Origin of the sequence: Maledivibacter sp. (genome assembly GCA_025210375.1) — a bacterium.
Classification (GTDB): domain Bacteria; phylum Bacillota; class Clostridia; order Peptostreptococcales; family Caminicellaceae; genus JAOASB01.
Map to the genome: position 1 here is coordinate 40,474 of JAOASB010000026.1, position 18,763 is coordinate 59,236.

The 18,763-nt window shown below is 31.3% G+C and carries 19 protein-coding genes; all 19 read left to right on the plus strand.

The genetic code is table 11. The features are described 5' to 3' along the window. The first annotated feature begins 415 nt into the window (after positions 1-415). Positions 416-847: a hypothetical protein gene (locus N4A68_09245; protein ID MCT4564475.1), complete on the plus strand. Its 432-nt coding sequence runs from the start codon at positions 416-418 to the stop codon at positions 845-847. Beyond that, the gene (locus N4A68_09250) at positions 834-1,901 is read left to right on the plus strand and encodes a phosphodiester glycosidase family protein (protein ID MCT4564476.1); all 1,068 of its coding nucleotides are present in this window, start codon (positions 834-836) and stop codon (positions 1,899-1,901) included. Before N4A68_09245 ends, N4A68_09250 begins: the two co-directional genes overlap by 14 nt. A 69-nt stretch (positions 1,902-1,970) precedes the next feature. Continuing rightward, positions 1,971-2,666, plus strand: a complete 696-nt coding sequence (gene yunB, locus N4A68_09255; protein ID MCT4564477.1) for a sporulation protein YunB — start codon at positions 1,971-1,973, stop codon at positions 2,664-2,666. 135 nt (positions 2,667-2,801) lie between these two features. Further along, positions 2,802-4,061: a LamG domain-containing protein gene (locus N4A68_09260; protein MCT4564478.1), complete on the plus strand. Its 1,260-nt coding sequence runs from the start codon at positions 2,802-2,804 to the stop codon at positions 4,059-4,061. A 197-nt stretch (positions 4,062-4,258) separates the two neighbouring features. Beyond that, positions 4,259-4,894 carry a hypothetical protein gene (locus N4A68_09265; GenBank protein MCT4564479.1) on the plus strand — a complete coding sequence of 212 codons (636 nt, stop codon included), beginning with the start codon at positions 4,259-4,261 and terminating at the stop codon, positions 4,892-4,894. A 51-nt stretch (positions 4,895-4,945) separates the two neighbouring features. Then, a complete protein-coding gene (locus N4A68_09270; GenBank protein ID MCT4564480.1) occupies positions 4,946-5,740 on the plus strand; it encodes an ion transporter in 795 nt (264 codons plus the stop codon). Positions 5,741-5,869: 129 nt separating this feature from the next. Then, a complete protein-coding gene (gene yunB / locus N4A68_09275; GenBank protein ID MCT4564481.1) occupies positions 5,870-6,286 on the plus strand; it encodes a sporulation protein YunB in 417 nt (138 codons plus the stop codon). A gap of 135 nt (positions 6,287-6,421) precedes the next feature. Then, on the plus strand, positions 6,422-7,651 hold the full coding sequence (locus N4A68_09280; protein MCT4564482.1) for a hypothetical protein: 1,230 nt from the start codon (positions 6,422-6,424) through the stop codon (positions 7,649-7,651). A gap of 200 nt (positions 7,652-7,851) precedes the next feature. Then, positions 7,852-8,109 carry a YugE family protein gene (locus N4A68_09285; protein MCT4564483.1) on the plus strand — a complete coding sequence of 86 codons (258 nt, stop codon included), beginning with the start codon at positions 7,852-7,854 and terminating at the stop codon, positions 8,107-8,109. Between the two features lie 317 nt (positions 8,110-8,426). Beyond that, positions 8,427-9,458 carry a hypothetical protein gene (locus N4A68_09290; GenBank protein ID MCT4564484.1) on the plus strand — a complete coding sequence of 344 codons (1,032 nt, stop codon included), beginning with the start codon at positions 8,427-8,429 and terminating at the stop codon, positions 9,456-9,458. Positions 9,459-9,669: 211 nt separating this feature from the next. Continuing rightward, positions 9,670-9,951 carry a hypothetical protein gene (locus N4A68_09295; protein MCT4564485.1) on the plus strand — a complete coding sequence of 94 codons (282 nt, stop codon included), beginning with the start codon at positions 9,670-9,672 and terminating at the stop codon, positions 9,949-9,951. A 389-nt stretch (positions 9,952-10,340) separates the two neighbouring features. Next, positions 10,341-10,658, plus strand: coding sequence for a hypothetical protein (locus tag N4A68_09300; GenBank protein MCT4564486.1), 318 nt, complete (start codon positions 10,341-10,343; stop codon positions 10,656-10,658). A gap of 541 nt (positions 10,659-11,199) precedes the next feature. Further along, the gene (locus tag N4A68_09305) at positions 11,200-12,099 is read left to right on the plus strand and encodes a DUF4846 domain-containing protein (protein ID MCT4564487.1); all 900 of its coding nucleotides are present in this window, start codon (positions 11,200-11,202) and stop codon (positions 12,097-12,099) included. An 875-nt stretch (positions 12,100-12,974) separates the two neighbouring features. Beyond that, positions 12,975-13,685, plus strand: a complete 711-nt coding sequence (locus N4A68_09310) for a GntR family transcriptional regulator (protein ID MCT4564488.1) — start codon at positions 12,975-12,977, stop codon at positions 13,683-13,685. 24 nt (positions 13,686-13,709) lie between these two features. After that, positions 13,710-14,222 (plus strand): TRAP transporter small permease, encoded by a 513-nt coding sequence (locus N4A68_09315; protein MCT4564489.1) that lies wholly within the window; start codon positions 13,710-13,712, stop codon positions 14,220-14,222. Next, on the plus strand, positions 14,222-15,499 hold the full coding sequence (locus tag N4A68_09320) for a TRAP transporter large permease (GenBank protein ID MCT4564490.1): 1,278 nt from the start codon (positions 14,222-14,224) through the stop codon (positions 15,497-15,499). The genes N4A68_09315 and N4A68_09320 overlap by 1 nt, the downstream gene beginning before the upstream one ends. A gap of 12 nt (positions 15,500-15,511) precedes the next feature. Beyond that, entirely contained in the window at positions 15,512-16,315 is an 804-nt protein-coding gene (locus tag N4A68_09325) for a creatininase family protein (GenBank protein ID MCT4564491.1), read from the plus strand. Positions 16,316-16,317: 2 nt separating this feature from the next. Then, complete coding sequence (locus N4A68_09330) at positions 16,318-17,349, plus strand: TRAP transporter substrate-binding protein (GenBank protein MCT4564492.1); 1,032 nt, start codon at positions 16,318-16,320, stop codon at positions 17,347-17,349. Between the two features lie 196 nt (positions 17,350-17,545). Beyond that, positions 17,546-18,718, plus strand: coding sequence for a M20 family metallopeptidase (locus N4A68_09335; protein MCT4564493.1), 1,173 nt, complete (start codon positions 17,546-17,548; stop codon positions 18,716-18,718). Positions 18,719-18,763 lie beyond the last annotated feature (45 nt).

The following is an 18,763-nucleotide window of genomic DNA, read 5'->3' on the forward strand; positions in this document are numbered from 1 at the left end:
ATTTGAAATAAATTACCAAATAGTTAAAATTTTTACACCCTTCACATAAAATTTATTAAAACCTGATGTCATTTATTTTTGAAGGCTTCTGGAGGAAAGTATTCTCCAGAAGCTTTTACTTGATCTCAAGGAATTCCATAATCAACCTTTGTTATCCAACTAGTTATTATGGTTTTGAGATAAATTTACAATATTAAAAATAATCAGTAAATGCAGGCTCGTATAAATATTATGCTATAATGGTATTGTAGCTTAAAACATAGTTTCTTTACATGTTATAGAGATTCTAGTCACAACTTTGAATTATGCATATCAAAATTCTCCATAAACATCGGATATTTTGCTATGTATAAATTAAGACCTATCCTAGACTCTTTATATGGGGCTATAATTTATAAAAGTAAAGGGAGATATTATGACAGAAAGTATGAATTCACAGAGCTATGATTCAAGAAAAAATAAACGTAAGAAAAAGAAGGGTAAAAAAATATTGTTAAATATTTTTTTGTTTATTATAAGCATGGGGCTTTGGAGTGGAATAGTATACTATGGATTTATCTATGCCAAGGACTATATTGATACATCTATTAATGATGTTAAGCAAAACAATATAATGGCAGTTGAACAATTAAAGGAAGAGGTAAAGATAGTAAATTCAGATATCAGAAGACTTCAAAAAGAAATAAAAGATTTAAAGGAAGAGGTTAGGGATGCAGATTCAACATTATCTGATGCTAACAATATTCAAGAAGATATTGAGGAAAGACTTAAATATCTAGATGATAAGCTGATAAAGCTTAAAGAGAGTCTTAAGATATTAGAGGAGGCACCTAATGTCAAAAATTAATATTTTTATTTTCTTTGTGATAGCACCTTTTTTATCTTTATTTCTTGTAAGCATGGATTTTCTTGAAACCTCTCATGCTATGCAACTTCCATTCATGGAGGTTCAAAATGATATTAAGGATTTGCACAAGGAAACTGAGGCCTTTCATGAAAATATTGTAAGCTTGGAAAATCAAATATATAAGTTCCATGAAGTTGCAAAGAACCAACGTGAAACATTCAATAGGCAGGGTGATAAAATCACTGAGCTTTCCAATCTCAGTGACAAGCAAAAGGAATTTTCTGAAGATGTTTATGAAAAAAAGATATTAGATATGCTTGGGCCAGCTATAAAGGCTCATATTAGTGATAAAGTTGAGATAAAAGTCTTTCAGTTGAAAGAACTGGGCTATAGGGGATATATTGCAAAGGTAAAGTTATTTGACCCTTCAGCATTTAAGGTTAATCTAGGAAAGGACAAGCTTGGAGAAGCTGAAACGGTGTCCAGTATGGCAAAAAGAAAAGGTGCAATACTTGCTATAAATGGAGGAGGTTTTTTTTCAACTAAAAAGAATGGAAAAAGATTTATAAAGATGACAGCAAATACCGTAGTTAATGGACAGCTTTTAGAGCCATTTTATCAAGATGGAGAGAATTTCTTTTTTGCTGGTATAAATAAGAAAGGGCAAGTTATTGGTACGGTTCCTAAAAAGCTTAATGATATTCTTAAGCTAGATCCATATCAAGGGGTGAGCTTTGTACCTATGCTTCTAAAGGATGGGAAGAAGGCTCAAATACCTAAGCCTTGGAAGGAAACTAGGCATCCACGTACAATAATAGGGAAATATAGTAATGATGATTTGATTATCATAGTAATAGATGGTCGTCAAGGTGAATGGAGTGTAGGTGTTAGCCTTGAAAGACTTCAAGACAAGCTTTTGGAGCTTGGAGTAAAAGAGGCATATAACCTAGATGGAGGAGGATCAAGTACCTTCTATTATAATGGTGAAGTCCTCAACAAACCTTCTGACGGAAGAGAAAGACCTGTAGTAAATAGTATACTTATATATCCTTAGAAAACATAATCAGTAACTAGAATTAAAACATCCCCTTAAATCATATTATAGATATAAGGGGGTGTTTTTGTGTTTACCCGCAAAAAATATAAAAGGTCAACTAGAAATCATAGAAAGATTTTTGCTTATACATATATAATTACTTTATTTACACTGCTTCTAATAATATATGGCTTTGCATTAGTAGATAAAAAAATTAAACCGACTGTATTGACTATAGCTGAAATAAAAGCAAAGGAAATAGCTTCTAAGGCTATAAATGAATCAATACGGGATAAAATCACCGATGACATAAGATATCAGGACTTATATTTTATTAGAACCGATAGTGAGGGCAATATAACTTTTATGCAGGCTAACACAATCATGATGAATAGTCTTGCATCAAATGTGGCATTAACGGTGCAAAATAAAATTAGATCAACGGAAACTGCAAGTATTAAGGTGCCTTTAGGGAATATATTTGGAAGCCAGCTATTGGCCCAATATGGACCCAAGGTGAATATAAAGGTTACTCCAATAGGAAGAGTCAATGTAGATTTTTTCACAGAATTTCAACAATCGGGTATAAATCAAACAAGGCATAAGATATATCTATCCGTAAATACTCAAGTAAAGACCATCGTCCCATTCATTTCAAAAACCATAGAAGTAAAATCAACCGTCCCCATTGCAGAAACAATAATAGTTGGAAGGGTTCCCGATAATTACATAAACGTCCCCGAAAAGGACTTCATGAACGTGGTTCCCGATGGTAGTGATTGATACCTGTAATTACCAAGTAATATTCTGTAAACTTTCATTGTATACTACCAAAAAAGATAAAAACAGACTGTTTCTTTCTAAAATTTACATATAGAATAATATATGAAATTGAAGACAATTTAAGGAGGACGAAAGATGAAGATTAGGAAATTAGGAGTTTGTTTTTTGGTGGCTATGTTGATGGTATCCTTTGTGTTGTCTAGTGCAAGTGTGAATGCTTATGCTGAGGAAACAAAGAAAATAGGTATAGGTAATCTTACAGAAGCTGATTTGGTAGCTGCTTGGTATTTTGATGAGGATAGTGGGGATGTGGTAAAGGATTATAAGGGGAATTACGATGGGACGGTTAATGGGACTGCTTTAGTTGATACACCTTATGGTAAGGGTAGGAGTTTCGATGGAGTTGATGATTATATACAATTTGCTGATAAAGTAATTCCTATTGGTGGAAAAAGTATAAGATTTAAGATTAAAAAAGATAATATGCCTGATCATGGGCATTGGGAAGCTATATTTTCTAATGTTGGCTCAGAAAAGGATAGTTATGGGCTACATATGAATGTTTCACCAGAGAGTGGTAAATTAGGTGTTTTTATTTTGAATCAAAATGGATCATTTTCAGATATAATTACTCCTATAGCAACACCTTACTCAATATGTGATGGGAAATGGCATGATGTTCTATTTACATGGGATGGCAAGAAGGGTACAGAAAATGTTAGGTTGTTTGTTGATGATATGAATGTTCCAGTAAGTGTTGATAATGCAAAGAAGTTAGAAACAAATTCTCCAACTTATAATTTAAGAATTGGAGTGAATGGAGGAATAGACGAAAATTACTTTAAATTTAGAGGCGAATTATCTCAAATAGAAATATATAGTGAAGCTTATAATCCACCATCAGCTCCAATAAACCTAATAGCAACATCAGGCAATAAAAAAGTAAACCTTTCATGGGATAAAGTGGAAGATGCCGAAAAATATATAGTAAAAAGATCAACAACAAAAGGTGGACCATATGAAAAAATAGGTGAAACTAAAGAAACCAGTTATACAGACAGTGGTCTTGATAATGGCACTACATACTATTATGTCCTATGTACTGTAAAAAATGAAGCTACAAGCCCCAATTCAAACGAAGCATCTGCAACACCAGGGGGAAGTAGTGGTAGTGGAGATAACGCACTTTTAAAAATCACAATGCTAAACGGTACAATAAACGAATATGATTTATCAATGAGTGACATAGAAGACTTTATAGATTGGTTTGAAGATAGGGATGATCCATATTACATAATAGAAAAGGATTACAATATAGGGCCATTTGAAAGTAGAAAAGACTATATTGTTGCCGATAAGATTCTGCAATTTGAAGTAATGGAATATAACGATTAATATTATTGAGGATAGGGGTTAAAACCTTATCCTTAATTTTTTTGACTAGAAACACTTGGCAGGAGACAGCTACAATCTATTCTAAAATATCTTTCTATTCGACAATTATAGTCAAAGGTATTTTACAAAATTTACATAATTAATATTATACTAGGGAGTATATATTGTTTATTTTATTGTATCTTAGGAGGAAGGTAATGAAGAATACTAGAGTTACTCTTGAAAGGTTCATCATAATTATTTATATCATTTTTCTTGTTCTGTCATATTTTGTAAATTACAAGTATATGTATATAGATTTTTTTATAGTTACGGTATTTATGGGTTATTCACATATTATAAAATTGATTTTTGGTCCTCAGTATAAAATTCGAAAAAATATGAAATGCATTTATAAAAAATATAAAAAAAAAGACATTCTAGATTTAGTTGAAGATATAAGAAAGTATTATGATAAAAATTATTTTTCTACCGACGAATTACTAAGTAGAAAATATGAACTAGAGAAAAATTTTGATATTGATCAGAATATTTTGTTAGGATGTTTTTCAGGTATTATAGTTGCTCTTATGTTTTTTCAAATTGACAAAGGTGGGTTTGTAGAAATTTTAGACAGAGATATAGGGACTATAGGGAGTATTGTAGGGGTTATAATTATGGGTATATTTATTTCAATTATACCTATTTGTATATTAATATTTTTATATCTTGTTTATCTTATACCTAATGTAAGTAGATCATCCAAACACTATCTAAGGAAAAGAGAGTTAGAAATACTTATAGAAAAATTAAATGAAAGGCTAAAAGAAAAAAGAAGAGAGAATTGTTTTTAAAAGGATAATGAGCTGTTGGATAAATATATGACTGTAAAGGATTGATTTAATATGCAAAGCATTACTAAGTATAAAAAAATAACAATTTCCTATGAGGTTTTTATAACTTTATTAGCTTTAGTTGCAGTTAGTTTATCACTTTTAGATTTAACAGGGAAAATATCAATTGAGTCTTGTGAAGTGTTATATTATACAGATTTATGTATATTAATAATATTCTCTATTGATTATGTAATTCGATTAATATTGTCAAATAATAAAAAGGAATTCTTCAAGCAAAATATATTAGATCTAGTAGCTATTATTCCTTTTAATTCTCTTTTTAGGGCTTTTAGAATAGTAAGATTAACAAGGATATTTCGTATTACTAAAATATCGAAATTAACTAAGATAACTAGATTAGCAAGATTATTTGCATTTAGCAGAAAATTTGGGGGTAAGATAGATAAGTTTGTAAAGACTAATGGATTCGTGAATATTCTTTATCTAACAATTACCACCATTATTTTAGGTTCAGTAGGCATATACATTGTAGAGCAAGATAAAACCATCGATTCTTTTGGTGATGCTATGTGGTGGAGTTTTGTAACTACAACAACTGTAGGATATGGAGATATTTCTCCTGTGACGATTCTTGGGAGGATAATTGCAGCAATACTTATGATTGTAGGTATTGGGTTTATTAGTATGTTGACAGGTACAATTGCAACTTATTTTTTAAATCAAAGAGAAGAAAAAACAGATAGCAAAAAATATGTGAAAAAAATTGTTGATTTATCAATGCTTAGCGAAGAACAATATAAAGAAGTTTTAAATTATATTGACTATATAAAGAGCAAAAAGTAATTATAACAGAAATGACTTGGTCTTTATATTCTTAGCTCAAAAATTAAGTTGTATAGGCAACTGACTAATCAATACGCCAAATTTACAATAGCACTTCTTGATCTAATATAAAAATTTAGCAGTATAGTAATGCAGGCTAACACCATCATGATGAATAGCCTTGCATCAAATGTGGCATTAACGGTGCAAAATAAAATTAGATCAACGGAAACTGCAAGTATTAAGGTGCCTTTAGGGAATATATTTGGAAGCCAGCTATTGGCCCAATATGGACCCAAGGTAAATATAAAGGTTACTCCAATAGGAAGAGTTAATGTAGATTTTTTCACAGAATTTCAACAATCGGGTATAAATCAAACAAGGCATAAGATATATCTATCCGTAAATACCCAAGTAAAGACCATCGTACCATTCATTTCAAAAACCATAGAAGTAAAATCAACCGTCCCCATTGCAGAAACAATAATAGTCGGAAGGGTTCCCGATAATTATATAAACGTCCCCGAAAAGGACTTCATGAACGTGGTTCCCGATGGTAGTGATTGATACCTGTAATTACCAAGTAATATTCTGTAAACTTTTATTGTATAATACCAAAAAATATAAAAACAGACTGTTTCTTTCTAAAATTTACATATAGAATAATATATGAATTTGAAGACAATTTAAGGAGGGCAAAAGATGAAAATTAGGAAATTAGGAGTTTGTTTTTTGGTGGCTATGTTGATGGTATCCTTTGTGATGGGTAGTGTAAGTATCAATGCTTATGCAGTGGAAGCAAAGAAAATAGGTATAGGAAATCTTACAGAGGATGATTTAGTTGCGGCTTGGTATTTTGATGAGGATAGTGGGGATGTGGTAAAGGATTATAAAGGCAATTATGATGGGAATATTAATGGAGCTACTAAGATTGATACTCCTTATGGAAAAGGTATGACATTTGATGGTGTAGATGATTATATACAGTTTAGTGATAAAGTGATACCTGTAGGGGAGAAAACTATAAGATTCAAAATGAAAGTATCTAAAGCTAAAGAACATGAGCAAGTAATATTTTCAAATATTAATGATGGTAGAACTCAAAAGGGGATACATGCAATTGTGCATACTAGTGGGAAATTATATATACAATTTTATGATGGATATGATTTTTTAAGTATAAGCACACCTTATAGTATATGCGATAATAAATGGCATGATATATTATTTACATGGGATGGAAGTGCTGATGATGATAGAGTAAAGTTATATGATAATAATACTACTATACCTGTTAGTACAATAACATCAAAAAACCAAGATGTTACAAGTTATACATTGAATTTGTCTATTGGGAAAATAGCCGATGCTCCAGATAAATTTTTCGACGGTGAGCTTGGTGAAATACAAGTATATAATGAATATTACACACCACCATCAACTCCAGTAAACCTAATAGCAGAATCTAGCCATAAAAAAGTAAACCTTTCATGGGATGAAGTAGAAAGTGCTGATAAGTATATTGTAAAAAGATCAACAACAAAAGGTGGACCATATGAAAAAATAGGTGAAACTAAAGAAACCAGTTATACAGACAGTGGTCTGGAAAATGGGACTACATATTATTATGTAGTATGTGCTGTAAAAAATGGAGTTAAAAGCCCAGATTCCAATGAAGCATCAGCAATACCGGAAGGAAGTAGCAGTGGCGGAGATAACGCACTTTTAAGAATCACAATGCTAAATGGGACAATAAACGAATATGATTTATCAATGAGTGACGTAGAAGACTTTATAGACTGGTTTGAAGATAGGGATGATCCCTATTACATAATAGAAAAGGATTACAATATAGGACCATTTGAAAGTAGAAAAGACTATATTGTGGCTGATAAGATTTTACAATTTGAAGTAATGGAATATAACGATTAATATTATTGAGGATGGGGGTAAAGCCTTATCCTTGATTATTTTTGACGGAAAAGTAATAGTTAAGCTAGAGTGGTTTTGAATATAAGTTACGATATAGCTATAATTATTGTAGAAAAGGGGGATAAACTTATTATAATGTATAATGATACAGTTTTTTAAAAATCTGTAAGATGATAATTAACAATTGGAAGTGTTAGGAGATGGTTATTATAGATTATAAACATATTAAAAAAATCATTGATCAATGGGATCCTATGGAATTGCTTCATATGGCTCCAAATGATGAATACTCAGTTGAGATAAAGAGAATTAAAGCCTATATTGATAGGATGGAAACAAATAACGTTGAGGCATTAGCAAGGGAAATACAAAAAATATTTAAATTTTGCTTTTCTACTACTTTTAAAATAGAAGAATGTTTAGAAATTGGGAAGGAAATTATGGAAGAAAATAAATAAAAACTAATTAATAAAGAAGGGAAAAAATAATGATTTGATTTTGACGAGTTATTAGGCCGGGAAACCCGGTCTTTTTTGATTTTACATTAGTACCATTCATTTCAAAAACCATAGAAGTAGAATCAACCGTTCTCGTTGAAGAAACAATAATAGTTGGAAGGTTTCCCTATGTCAATGATTGATACCTGTAATTACCAAGTAATATTCTGTAAACTTTTATTGTATAATACCAAAAAATATAAAAACAGACTGTTTCTTTCTAAAATTTACATATAGAATAATATATGAATTTGAAGACAATTTAAGGAGGACGAAAGATGAAGATTAGGAAATTAGGAGTTTGTTTTGTAGTGGCTATGTTAATGGTATCCTTTGTGTTTGTGGGAGCAGAAATACAGGTTTATGCAGCACAGATTCATGATCAATTGTTAGAACCTGAAAGTGGATGGAAAAGAATTGATGATACTGATGCTTTGATACTTTATACTGGTACATGGACAACTTGGAAAGAATCTACTCAATACAATGATATTTTACATCATATACCAGTGGGAGCAGTGCAAAAAGATATTTACGATAGTAAAGTAAATTTTAAATTTTATGGAAGTAAGTTAAGAATAATTGCATCAAGATGGCCTGAGCATACAGAAACTTTAGCATTGAAAATTGACGGGGAGGAAGTCCAAACAGCTAACATAAAAGGAGAACGTTTAAAGCAAATACTAGTATTTTCTGTTGAGAATCTCAACCTAAATATACATTCGGTAGAGATATATTCCAAAACACCAGGAAGATGGGATTTTGACGCCATAGATATAGATGAAAATGGAGAACTATTAGACATGAACACTCCTAATATACCAGTAAACCTAACAGCAACATCAGGAGATGAAAAAGTAATTCTTTCATGTGATGAAGTTAAAGGTGCTGATAAGTATATTGTAAAAAGATCAACAAAAAAAGGTGGACCATATGAAAAAATAGGTGAAACTAAAGAAACCAGTTATACAGACAGTGGTCTTGATAATGGCACTACATACTATTATGTCGTATGTACTGTAAAAAATGGAGCTACAAGCCCCAATTCAAACGAAGTATCTGCAACACCAGGGGGAAGTAGCAGTAGCGGAGATAATGCACTTTTAAGAATTACAATGCTAAATGGGACAATAAACGAATATGATTTATCAATGAGTGACGTAGAAGACTTTATAGACTGGTTTGAAGATAGGGATGATCCATATTACATAATAAAAAAGGATTACAATATAGGGCCATTTGAAAGTAGAAAAGATTATATTATTGCTGATAAGATTCTACAATTTGAAGTAATGGAATATAACGATTAATATTATTGAGGATAGGGTTAAAACCTTATCCTTGATTGTTTTTGACGCAGAAGTATTAGTTAACGTAGGGTAGGGCTTAGGCTCTACTCTTTTCTTATTGAGCTGAAACTATATCTTTGATAGATAATATTAATTGAAGAAATTTACATATTAGTATAAAATTAAAATGAGATTTTTAAAAATTTATAGAGTGAACAATGAGGTGATGAGTATGGAAGCAGTAATAGTAATATTTTCTATAATACTCCTTTATGTTATGTATGTATTTAGAAGTAAAAAGGATAGGAAAAAAATTGAAAGAAAAGTTGAAGAAATGGGTGGCAAAATTATAAATATTGAAAAGTCAGTTTTTGAAAAAGGCCCATTTAGATTTGCTGGAAAAGGTATAATGATTTATAAATTTCAATATACAGTAAAACAAAATGGTGAAGATATAACAAAAGAGGCGTGGGTAAAAACTGGTGGATTGTTTGGTGATGATTGGAGATTTTAAAAAAGATGTAAAAGCACAAATTCTTTGTTTACTCATTAAAATAGATGTCAATGGAGAATACCTAAAGGATTTTCCGTTTCTTTCCCTAGCAATGGCCCGAACCTAATCCTCCATACCTCCTAGAATTTTCAAATTGTTTAGAAAGGTTAGTATATCATGACAAAATTTGCTGTAGAAATGAATATGACAAATGAGGAACTCAAAAAAAATAAAAATACATGGTGATAGCAATGACAGAGAAAAACTATATGTCTTAGCCTAAAAACTCAAAGACATAGCATCTGAAGAACACAAGAAGATAGTAATAGAGCGAGCAGATAAAAGGGATTCGTGGGTTTTAAAAGACCTTTATAATGTTCTAAATGAATGCATGGGGTGGGATTAATACAATGGAAGAGAAGAAAAAAGTTAGTGTATCAAAACTAAGTATTATAGCATTTTTTTCTTTTATAGTTGGATTTTTAGTTTATTGGGGAGGGATGTTTGGGTTTTATAGTTTTATTGTTCCTCGAGACAAGGAATATTGGATTATGATTGTAACACTAATATTTCAATTTTCGGCACTTGTAATGGGTATTGTAGATTTATTTAAAAAAGAAAGAAGAAAAGTATTATCAATAATTACAGTAATTATAAGCGGAATACCAAGTGTACTATTTCTTTTACTTTTTTTGCTAGTTAGATTTTATACAAAAGCAGTAAACTAGGGATCAAAATAGCTTAAGGGTAGTAGATCACCACTATTTTTTATATTTACTTCATTTCATAAGATATATCTATCCGTAAATACTCAAGTAAAGACCATCGTACCATTCATTTCAAAAACCATAGAAGTAAAATCAACCGTCCCCATTGAAGAAACAATAATAGCTGGGAGGTTTCCCGATGGTAGTGATTGATAGATAGACACTATTTATTTAGAGAAATAAACAAAAGACCAATAGCTCCTAAAACAACCATACCGCCAAGATCGGCAAGTGCTAAAATTCTCATAGTCATTAAACCAATCTCCTCTTTACAATTAATGATTATATAATTTAGTTAGTACACAAATTGTACTATATATCAAAATGAGTTATGATTGTATTAAATATGGAATTATAGAGATTCTGGTCAAAACTTTAATTTATACATCGACAAATATGCGATGGTTCTGGGGATTTTGGACTTGTATAAGTTAAAGTCTATACTAAAATCCCTATAAGCATATAAATAGTGATATGTAGTACGGGAAGTAGGGATAATAAATTGAAGCGAATAGTATGCTTAATATTGATATTAGGGGTTCTTACTGGGTGTGGATTGAAGCAGCATCCTAAAAATCCAGAAGATTATAGTGAAAAAAATAACAATAAAGGTATTGAAGTTCAAAAGCAGGTAACATCAACTGTACCAATAATAAATAAGAATGGGTTGATATTAGCTGAAAGATTTAAAGCTCCTAAGGGATATAATAGAATAAAAGCCTCAGAGGATTCCTTCGGAGGATACCTAAGAAATTTAGCACTAAAGCCCTATGGGGCAAAGGTATTATATTATAATGGGCAAGCTAAAAATAAGCATGGTGTCTATGAGGCGGTTATAGATATGGATATTGGCAAGAAGAATCTTCAACAATGTGCTGATGCGATTATGAGGCTTAGGGGAGAGTATTTATATAGTAGAGGTGAATACGACAAAATTCATTTTAATCTTACTAATGGATTTAGGGTGGATTATCACAAATGGATTGATGGTTATAGAGTGAGTATTAATGGAAATAATTCTAGTTATATAAAAAAGAACAAAAAATCCAATACATATAATGATTTTCGTAATTATATGGAGTTAATATTTATGTATGCAGGGACGTTATCACTATCTCAGGAGCTTGATACAGTGAAGCTTAAGGATATGGAAATCGGAGATGTTTTAATCCAAGGTGGAAGTCCTGGGCATGCAGTTATAGTAGTTGATATGGCTAAGAACGACAATTCTGATCAGAAGCTTTTTATGCTGGCACAAAGCTATATGCCGGCACAGGACATACAGATATTAGTTAACCCAAATAATGATAATATAAGTCCGTGGTATGTATTAAAGGATGTCGATACAATAAGGACACCGGAATGGACCTTTAGTAAAAATGATTTAAAAAGATTTAAATAGAAAACAAGGGATAAAGACCTAAATACATAACAATATGATAAAAAACAACTTGGAATTTTCCATACAGTTAAATCAGTGATTATAGAAGGAAGTTCTATGAATAATCTCAATATATTTGCTTTGACATTAGAACACAGTTGTAAGCACTATCCCTTAATAAATTTAAAAACTTCGAGAAATGAACAAAAATTTGGAAAATAAGAGTGATGATAGAGTTTTGAATACACAACTTTTTGCATAGATAATAAAGAGTAAGTTAAGTATAAGACCGGTTTCCCGGTCTTTTTTTGGTTTGATATTAGTACTATTCATTTCAAAACCACAGAAGTAAAATCAACCCTCCCCATTGCAGAAACAATAATAGGTGGAAGGACTCCCGATAATTATATAAATGTCCCCGAAAAGGACTTCATGAACGTGGTTCCCCATGGTAGTGATTGATATATATGAGGAGGTAAGGACATAATTGATAAAATTATAAATCTAGCTATTGATTGAAGGTTTATAACTCATTTGCTTATCTATATTTTGTACATTTTGGAATTTGAATTGAAATATTTTGATTTCTCAAGCTTTTCTTCGGGTTCCATTATTTCATTTTTTTCTTTTTTTCATATTCTTTAATATATTTTCTGATTGTTTTTCCACTAAACTATTTATACCCGTAGCATCTAGATGAAGTTTAATAGAGATATTTTAAGTCTATTTATTGTATAAATTATGTATAGTCATATATTGACATATTTCGAGCTGAAATTTACATTTTTCGAGTCTAAGATATTGACAAAAATTAAATATTATAATATTATAATGTTATAATCAATTTTACTACGAAATATAATTTGAGGTAAGAAGGGAGGGAGGTAGGAGATGAAATGATGCTGTATAAGAAAATATATGATGATATATGTGACAAGATAAAACTTGGCTATTATTCCCAAGGTGATATTCTTCCATCAGAAAAAGAGATGGAAAAGATTTATGGTGTTAGTAAAGCGCCAATTAGGCAAGCGTTATCAAAATTATCAACTATTGGTTTAATTGAGCGAAAAGCAGGGAAAGGGACATTTGTTAAAAATCTTGATGTGTTAGATTATATTACTAACCATACTTTGAGTGGATATGCAGAGGCTATATCAAAGACCAGAGCTTGTAAGTGTGTTGCAATTAGTACTTGCGTTTTAGATGATAGAATTGCAGAAAAGCTAAATGTGAAAAAAGGAACATCTGCAACAAAAGTTACTCGAATTAGAGAACAAGATGGACAAAAAGTAATATATATGACACACTATTTGCCTTATGTTGATGAGGATTCACTTAAGGAAGAAGGCAACTTTTTTTCAATGAGATATTTACTTATATATAAGTTTGGATTTAAGCTGGAAAATGTAATTGAGAGCTTAACGGCAGTTATAGCAAATGATGAAATAAAGAAAAAACTTTGTTTTAATGAGGATTTGGCCGTTATGAGAATCGAAAGAATATCTCTAGATGAAAATAATACTCCGAGAGCTTACATGGAATACTATGCAAGAAGTGATATTTGGAATTACAAAGTATACTATCACAAGAAGTTTAATGAATAATTAAATTAAGTAAAGGAGTAAATTATGGAAAAAAGAATAGGGAAGGTTATAGAAATTATTTCTAATAAAACAGGAATATTATTCTTTAGTATCATTATTTTAACTTTGATGCAAGTGTTTTTTAGGTTTATAATGGACAGACCTTTGGTTTGGAGTGAGGAACTAGCAAGATTTTTATTAATATGGATGACATTTATAGGTGTTTCTGTTAATGCCTACAATGAAAAGCTTTTAAGTGTAACTAGTTTAGTTGATATTTTGCCAAGAAAAGTTCGATTTTGGTTGTATATATGCAGACAAATCATTGCATCAGTATTTTTATTAACAGTAATTTTTTCTAGTTATGATTTAATAAGAGTATCTATGAACTTTACATCTGGAGCAATGGACATACCTCTTGGGTATTGGAGAGGGGCACCTGCTGTAGGATGTATGCTTATACAGATTTTTATAATTTTGAGAATGGTATTAAATTTTAGGCTATATAAGAAGGGGTTATATCCTTTGAATGTTAATGAAGATTGGAGTGACCTGTAATGAATATGATAGTTTTGTTTATTGCACTTATAGTACTAATTGCATTAGGCATGCCTGTTGCATTTTCTTTAGGAATTACATCTCTATGGTATTTGTTTGTCAATTCTATTAATCTATCCACCGTAGCTCAAAGTATGTCTCGCGGAGTTAATTCTTTTACAATGTTAGCAATCCCATTTTTCTTTTTAGCGGGAGAACTGATGAATACAAGTGGAGTAACTGACAGAATAATTCGAATGGCGAAAGTTCTTGTTGGTCATTTTAAAGGAGGATTAGCTCAGGTTAACATAGTTGCAAGTATTATCTTTGCAGGTATTTCTGGTTCTGCAACAGCAGATGCGGCGGCACTTGGATCAGCACTTATACCAGCTATGGAAAAAGAAGGCTATGACACAGATTTTTCTGCAGCTATTACCGTTGCTTCATCAATGGTTGGACCAATCATTCCTCCTAGTATAACACTGGTAATGTATGGTATTTTAGCTCAGGTTCCAATTGGACAACTGTTAGCAGCTGGAATATTACCAGGACTAGTACTTGCCTTATCTCAAATGGTTTATACTTATTATTATTCTAAAAAAATGGATTATCCTAGATATGAAAAAGCCAATTTCAAAGAATTTACAGATGCTACAAAAAGTGGCGTTAGTGCTTTGATAATGCCGATAATAATCATCGGGGGAGTCTTATCAGGAGTATTCACTCCAACAGAATCTGCAGCGATTGCAGTATTTTATGGGGTGTTTGTAGGCCTTGTTGTATATAAAAATATGACGTTGGGTTCGTTATTTGAAACTATAAAAAAAGTGAGTATTGCAAGTGTTAATAACCTATTTATACTTGCGTGTGCTACGGCCTTTTCTTGGGTAATGACAAAAGCTAGAGTACCTGAAATGGTCATCGATTTGGTGTTTAGTATTTCTAACAATGAAACTATTATTTTATTTATACTTGTTGTGTTTTTATTATTAATAGGTCTTTTCATGCTTCCATCACAAGCGCTTATAGTTCTGACACCTATTTTTGTACCTGTTGCAAAAGAAATAGGGGTTGATCCAGTACACTTCGGCATAATTATGGTATTGACTTTAACTTTGGGTGGTTGTACTCCTCCTGTTGGGATGATGTTATACGTTGTTGCAGATATTTCAAAATTGCAGTTTACAAGACTTGTAAAAGCGGTGACTCCACTATATATACCAATTATTATTGCCATTATATTAGTTACATTTGTGCCATCTATTAGTATGATTTTACCAATATTATTATTTAGATAAAAGGAGAAAACAATGAAGAAGAGTGAATTACAGTATTTTACATGGAAAGAAATTAAGGAAATATATAGTGAAAATCCAGTGATTTTAATTCCTTTAGGATCAATGGAAGAACATGGACCCCATTCAATTACTGGTGATTATATTGCGGCATATGAAATAGCAAAGAGAATTTCAGAAAAATCTAACGCATTTACTTTGCCTGTAATTCCATTTGGGCATTCGGAATATTTTAGAGGCTTTTCAGGAACTATTTCACTTTCACTTAAAACAATGCATTTATTATGTAAGGACATATTAATGAGTTTATTAGAACATGGAGTGAATAAAATTGTGTTTATTAATGGGCACTCAGGTAATTCACCAATTATTGATAATGTTGCAAGAGAAGTGAAACGTGAACATGGTGTTATGATAGGTAAAATTGATTTGTGGCGATCGTTATCACAATCTTTTAAAGATGAATTATATGGAAAAGGTGTGAACCCTATGGGGCACGGAGGAGAACCAATAACATCTGTTATGAAATATCTATGTCCAGAACATATTAAAATGAATTTATTAGAAGAAAAAGACCAAAAATCTTCGTGGCAAGCTATGCAGGTAGGTGGATTATCGCAGGTTAAAATAGATGATATAACAACTTCTATATATTTTGATATGGAAGATTTATCTGAGCAAGGCGTCCTTGGTGATCCATATATAGGAAATTCTGAAATTGGGGAGAAAATTATTAATAAATTAGTTCAATATGGTGTTAAATTTGTTGAACAAATGATAAATACTAACACCGTTATTAATAAAATGAAAGGAGAATGATTATGAAAAAATTTGTATCGATTTTATTAGTAATTATGGTTTTGTTAACGGCAGGAGCATGTTCTAAGCAAGAAAGCAATCTCCAAAAGGGGGACTCTAGTTCCAAAGAAGCAAAATCTTCAAAGGAAGAATCATTTGAAATAAGTTATAGCACTTGGGCTAGTGAAGGTGAGGCTGCATATGAGGGAATGAAAAAATTTAAGGAAATTGTAGAGGAAGAAAGTAATAATAGAATAACGGTTAATCTATTCCCTTCAAGTCAACTTGGTTCTACAGAGGAACAACATGAACAGCTTGCAATGAACACAATTCAGATGATGTCTAGTGGTAATCCAGGAATAAAAGAATTGGAATATTTGGCGCTTCCTTATCTTATGGGTTCTATGGATGGCTGGATGGAAGTCCTTTCTTCTGATATAGGTGAAAAATTTAATAAGATACTATTAGAGAAGCAGGGTGTAGTAAATATTGGTTTTTTACCTAGAAATCCAAGAATTGTATCATGTAATAAAGCAATTCATACTCCTGAAGATTTTAAGGGTGTGAAGTTAAGAACCCCTGAAAGAGATTATTATGTTGAAACATTTAAAGCATTAGGTGCTAATCCTACTCCACTTGCCTTTGGTGAGGTTTATTCAGCACTTCAAACAGGAGTGGTTGATGGTCAAGAAAATCCAATAGAAACAATTTATTCTGCTGGATTCCATGAAATTCAAGATTATATAATCATTACAAATCATATCAGAAAGCCTGCATTTGTATCTGCTAATAATGAATTCATTCTAGGCTTGTCAGAAAAGGATAGAGAATTAGTTATGAGAGCTTGTGATGAAGGAAGAAAATATGCAGAGGAATTAGCTGCTGAGCAAGTTGTTGAATTCAGGAAAAAAATTGAAGAAGCTGGTGTAAAAATAATTGAGCCAGAAATTGAGCCTTTTGTTCAAGCTACAGAGAAAGTTAGAGAAAAGCTGGGTATGGAAGTTTGGGGCAAAGAAACATACAACCGTATTAAGGAAATTGGACAAAAGTACTAAATATTTAAATTAGCAAATTATTTTGGAAAAGTCCCCATATAAGGGGACTTTCTTTAAATTTATTATATAGATAAACAACATTAAGACTTAAAATATATTTTAAAGAAGATAATGAACGTTTCTACATTCCTTCTTTGAAATGTATTAAACCTTGAAACTGTTTATCTTTAATACTGATTCTAGGAGGTAAAATGGAATGGATTATAAAATGCTTATAGAAGATATTAAAGATGATATTATAGCAATAAGAAGAAAAATACATGAGAACCCAGAGCTTGCTTTTCAAGAGTATAAGACAACACAAACTATTATTGATGAACTTTCAGATTGTGATGTAGATATTAAGAGATATGGCTTAGAAACAGGATTAGTAGTTATTTTAAAAGGAGATAAAGAAGGGAAAACCATTGCTTTTAGAGCAGATATGGATGCTCTAAGAATAGAAGAAAAATCAGGGCTTTCATTTTCTTCAAAAATAGATGGTGTAGCTCATATGTGTGGTCATGATATTCATACTAGTACATTACTAGGTTGTATCAAGGTACTTAGTAAATTGAAGAATGAGATTTCAGGAAGAATTATATTTATTTTTCAGCCTGCAGAAGAAGGATTAAGAGGTGCAAATTCTATTATTAGAACTGGTGTTTTTGATGAGTATGCAATCGATTATATTACTACTATTCATTGTTGGCCAGAAATAAAGGCAGGAACTATTGGATTGAAGGCAGGACCAATGATGGCTAGCTCAAACATGTTGGAAATCACAATAAAAGGGAAAGGTACACATGCAGCACATCCACACAAGGGTGTTGATCCTATTCTTATATCATCATATATTATTAATGGTCTACAATCTATTTCATCAAGGGAGATTGCTCCCACAGATCCAATAATTGTTTCAATTACTAAAATCGAAGCTGGATCTAGTCATAATATTGTTCCAGAAGAAGTAAAAATGTATGGGACAGTTAGGACAATTACTAATGAAACACAAGAGATTATTAGTGATATAGTCACTAGAATTGTAGAAAACACAGCTAGTGCATATAGAGCAGATGCAACTGTGGTTATAGAAGAAAAAACATCTCCTCTAATTGCAGATGAAACTTTGGTTAAAGAGTTAAAGCGTTGTGCTGAAAATTCCATAGGTGTTGATAATATTGTTGATTTAAAGGAGCCCTCAATGGGATCTGAAGACTTTGCAAAATATTTAGAATTTTGTAAAGGTGCATTAATAAGATTAGGTACAAAATCTGAAAATTATCAGACTCAACTTCCTCTTCATAATCCACGCACGATATTTGATGAAAAGGCTATTGAGACTGGTATGAAAGTTATATGTAGTTTTGCACTAGATTATTTAAAATAGAAACAAGAAAGTAATTAAAATATTAAGAGGCTGCTTGGGGAGTAT

Bases quoted from the DNA above. Each gene is read 5' to 3' on its own strand.
- N4A68_09315 (MCT4564489.1), top strand. From the start codon at position 13,710: ATGGAAAAAAGAATAGGGAAGGTTATAGAAATTATTTCTAATAAAACA.
- N4A68_09265 (MCT4564479.1), top strand. From the start codon at position 4,259: ATGAAGAATACTAGAGTTACTCTTGAAAGGTTCATCATAATTATTTAT.
- N4A68_09260 (MCT4564478.1), top strand. From the start codon at position 2,802: ATGAAGATTAGGAAATTAGGAGTTTGTTTTTTGGTGGCTATGTTGATG.
- N4A68_09270 (MCT4564480.1), top strand. From the start codon at position 4,946: ATGCAAAGCATTACTAAGTATAAAAAAATAACAATTTCCTATGAGGTT.
- N4A68_09285 (MCT4564483.1), top strand. From the start codon at position 7,852: ATGGTTATTATAGATTATAAACATATTAAAAAAATCATTGATCAATGG.
- N4A68_09250 (MCT4564476.1), top strand. From the start codon at position 834: ATGTCAAAAATTAATATTTTTATTTTCTTTGTGATAGCACCTTTTTTA.
- N4A68_09245 (MCT4564475.1), top strand. From the start codon at position 416: ATGACAGAAAGTATGAATTCACAGAGCTATGATTCAAGAAAAAATAAA.
- N4A68_09295 (MCT4564485.1), top strand. From the start codon at position 9,670: ATGGAAGCAGTAATAGTAATATTTTCTATAATACTCCTTTATGTTATG.
- N4A68_09325 (MCT4564491.1), top strand. From the start codon at position 15,512: ATGAAGAAGAGTGAATTACAGTATTTTACATGGAAAGAAATTAAGGAA.
- yunB (MCT4564481.1), top strand. From the start codon at position 5,870: ATGCAGGCTAACACCATCATGATGAATAGCCTTGCATCAAATGTGGCA.
- N4A68_09320 (MCT4564490.1), top strand. From the start codon at position 14,222: ATGAATATGATAGTTTTGTTTATTGCACTTATAGTACTAATTGCATTA.
- N4A68_09310 (MCT4564488.1), top strand. From the start codon at position 12,975: ATGATGCTGTATAAGAAAATATATGATGATATATGTGACAAGATAAAA.
- N4A68_09290 (MCT4564484.1), top strand. From the start codon at position 8,427: ATGAAGATTAGGAAATTAGGAGTTTGTTTTGTAGTGGCTATGTTAATG.
- N4A68_09335 (MCT4564493.1), top strand. From the start codon at position 17,546: ATGGATTATAAAATGCTTATAGAAGATATTAAAGATGATATTATAGCA.
- N4A68_09300 (MCT4564486.1), top strand. From the start codon at position 10,341: ATGGAAGAGAAGAAAAAAGTTAGTGTATCAAAACTAAGTATTATAGCA.
- N4A68_09280 (MCT4564482.1), top strand. From the start codon at position 6,422: ATGAAAATTAGGAAATTAGGAGTTTGTTTTTTGGTGGCTATGTTGATG.
- N4A68_09330 (MCT4564492.1), top strand. From the start codon at position 16,318: ATGAAAAAATTTGTATCGATTTTATTAGTAATTATGGTTTTGTTAACG.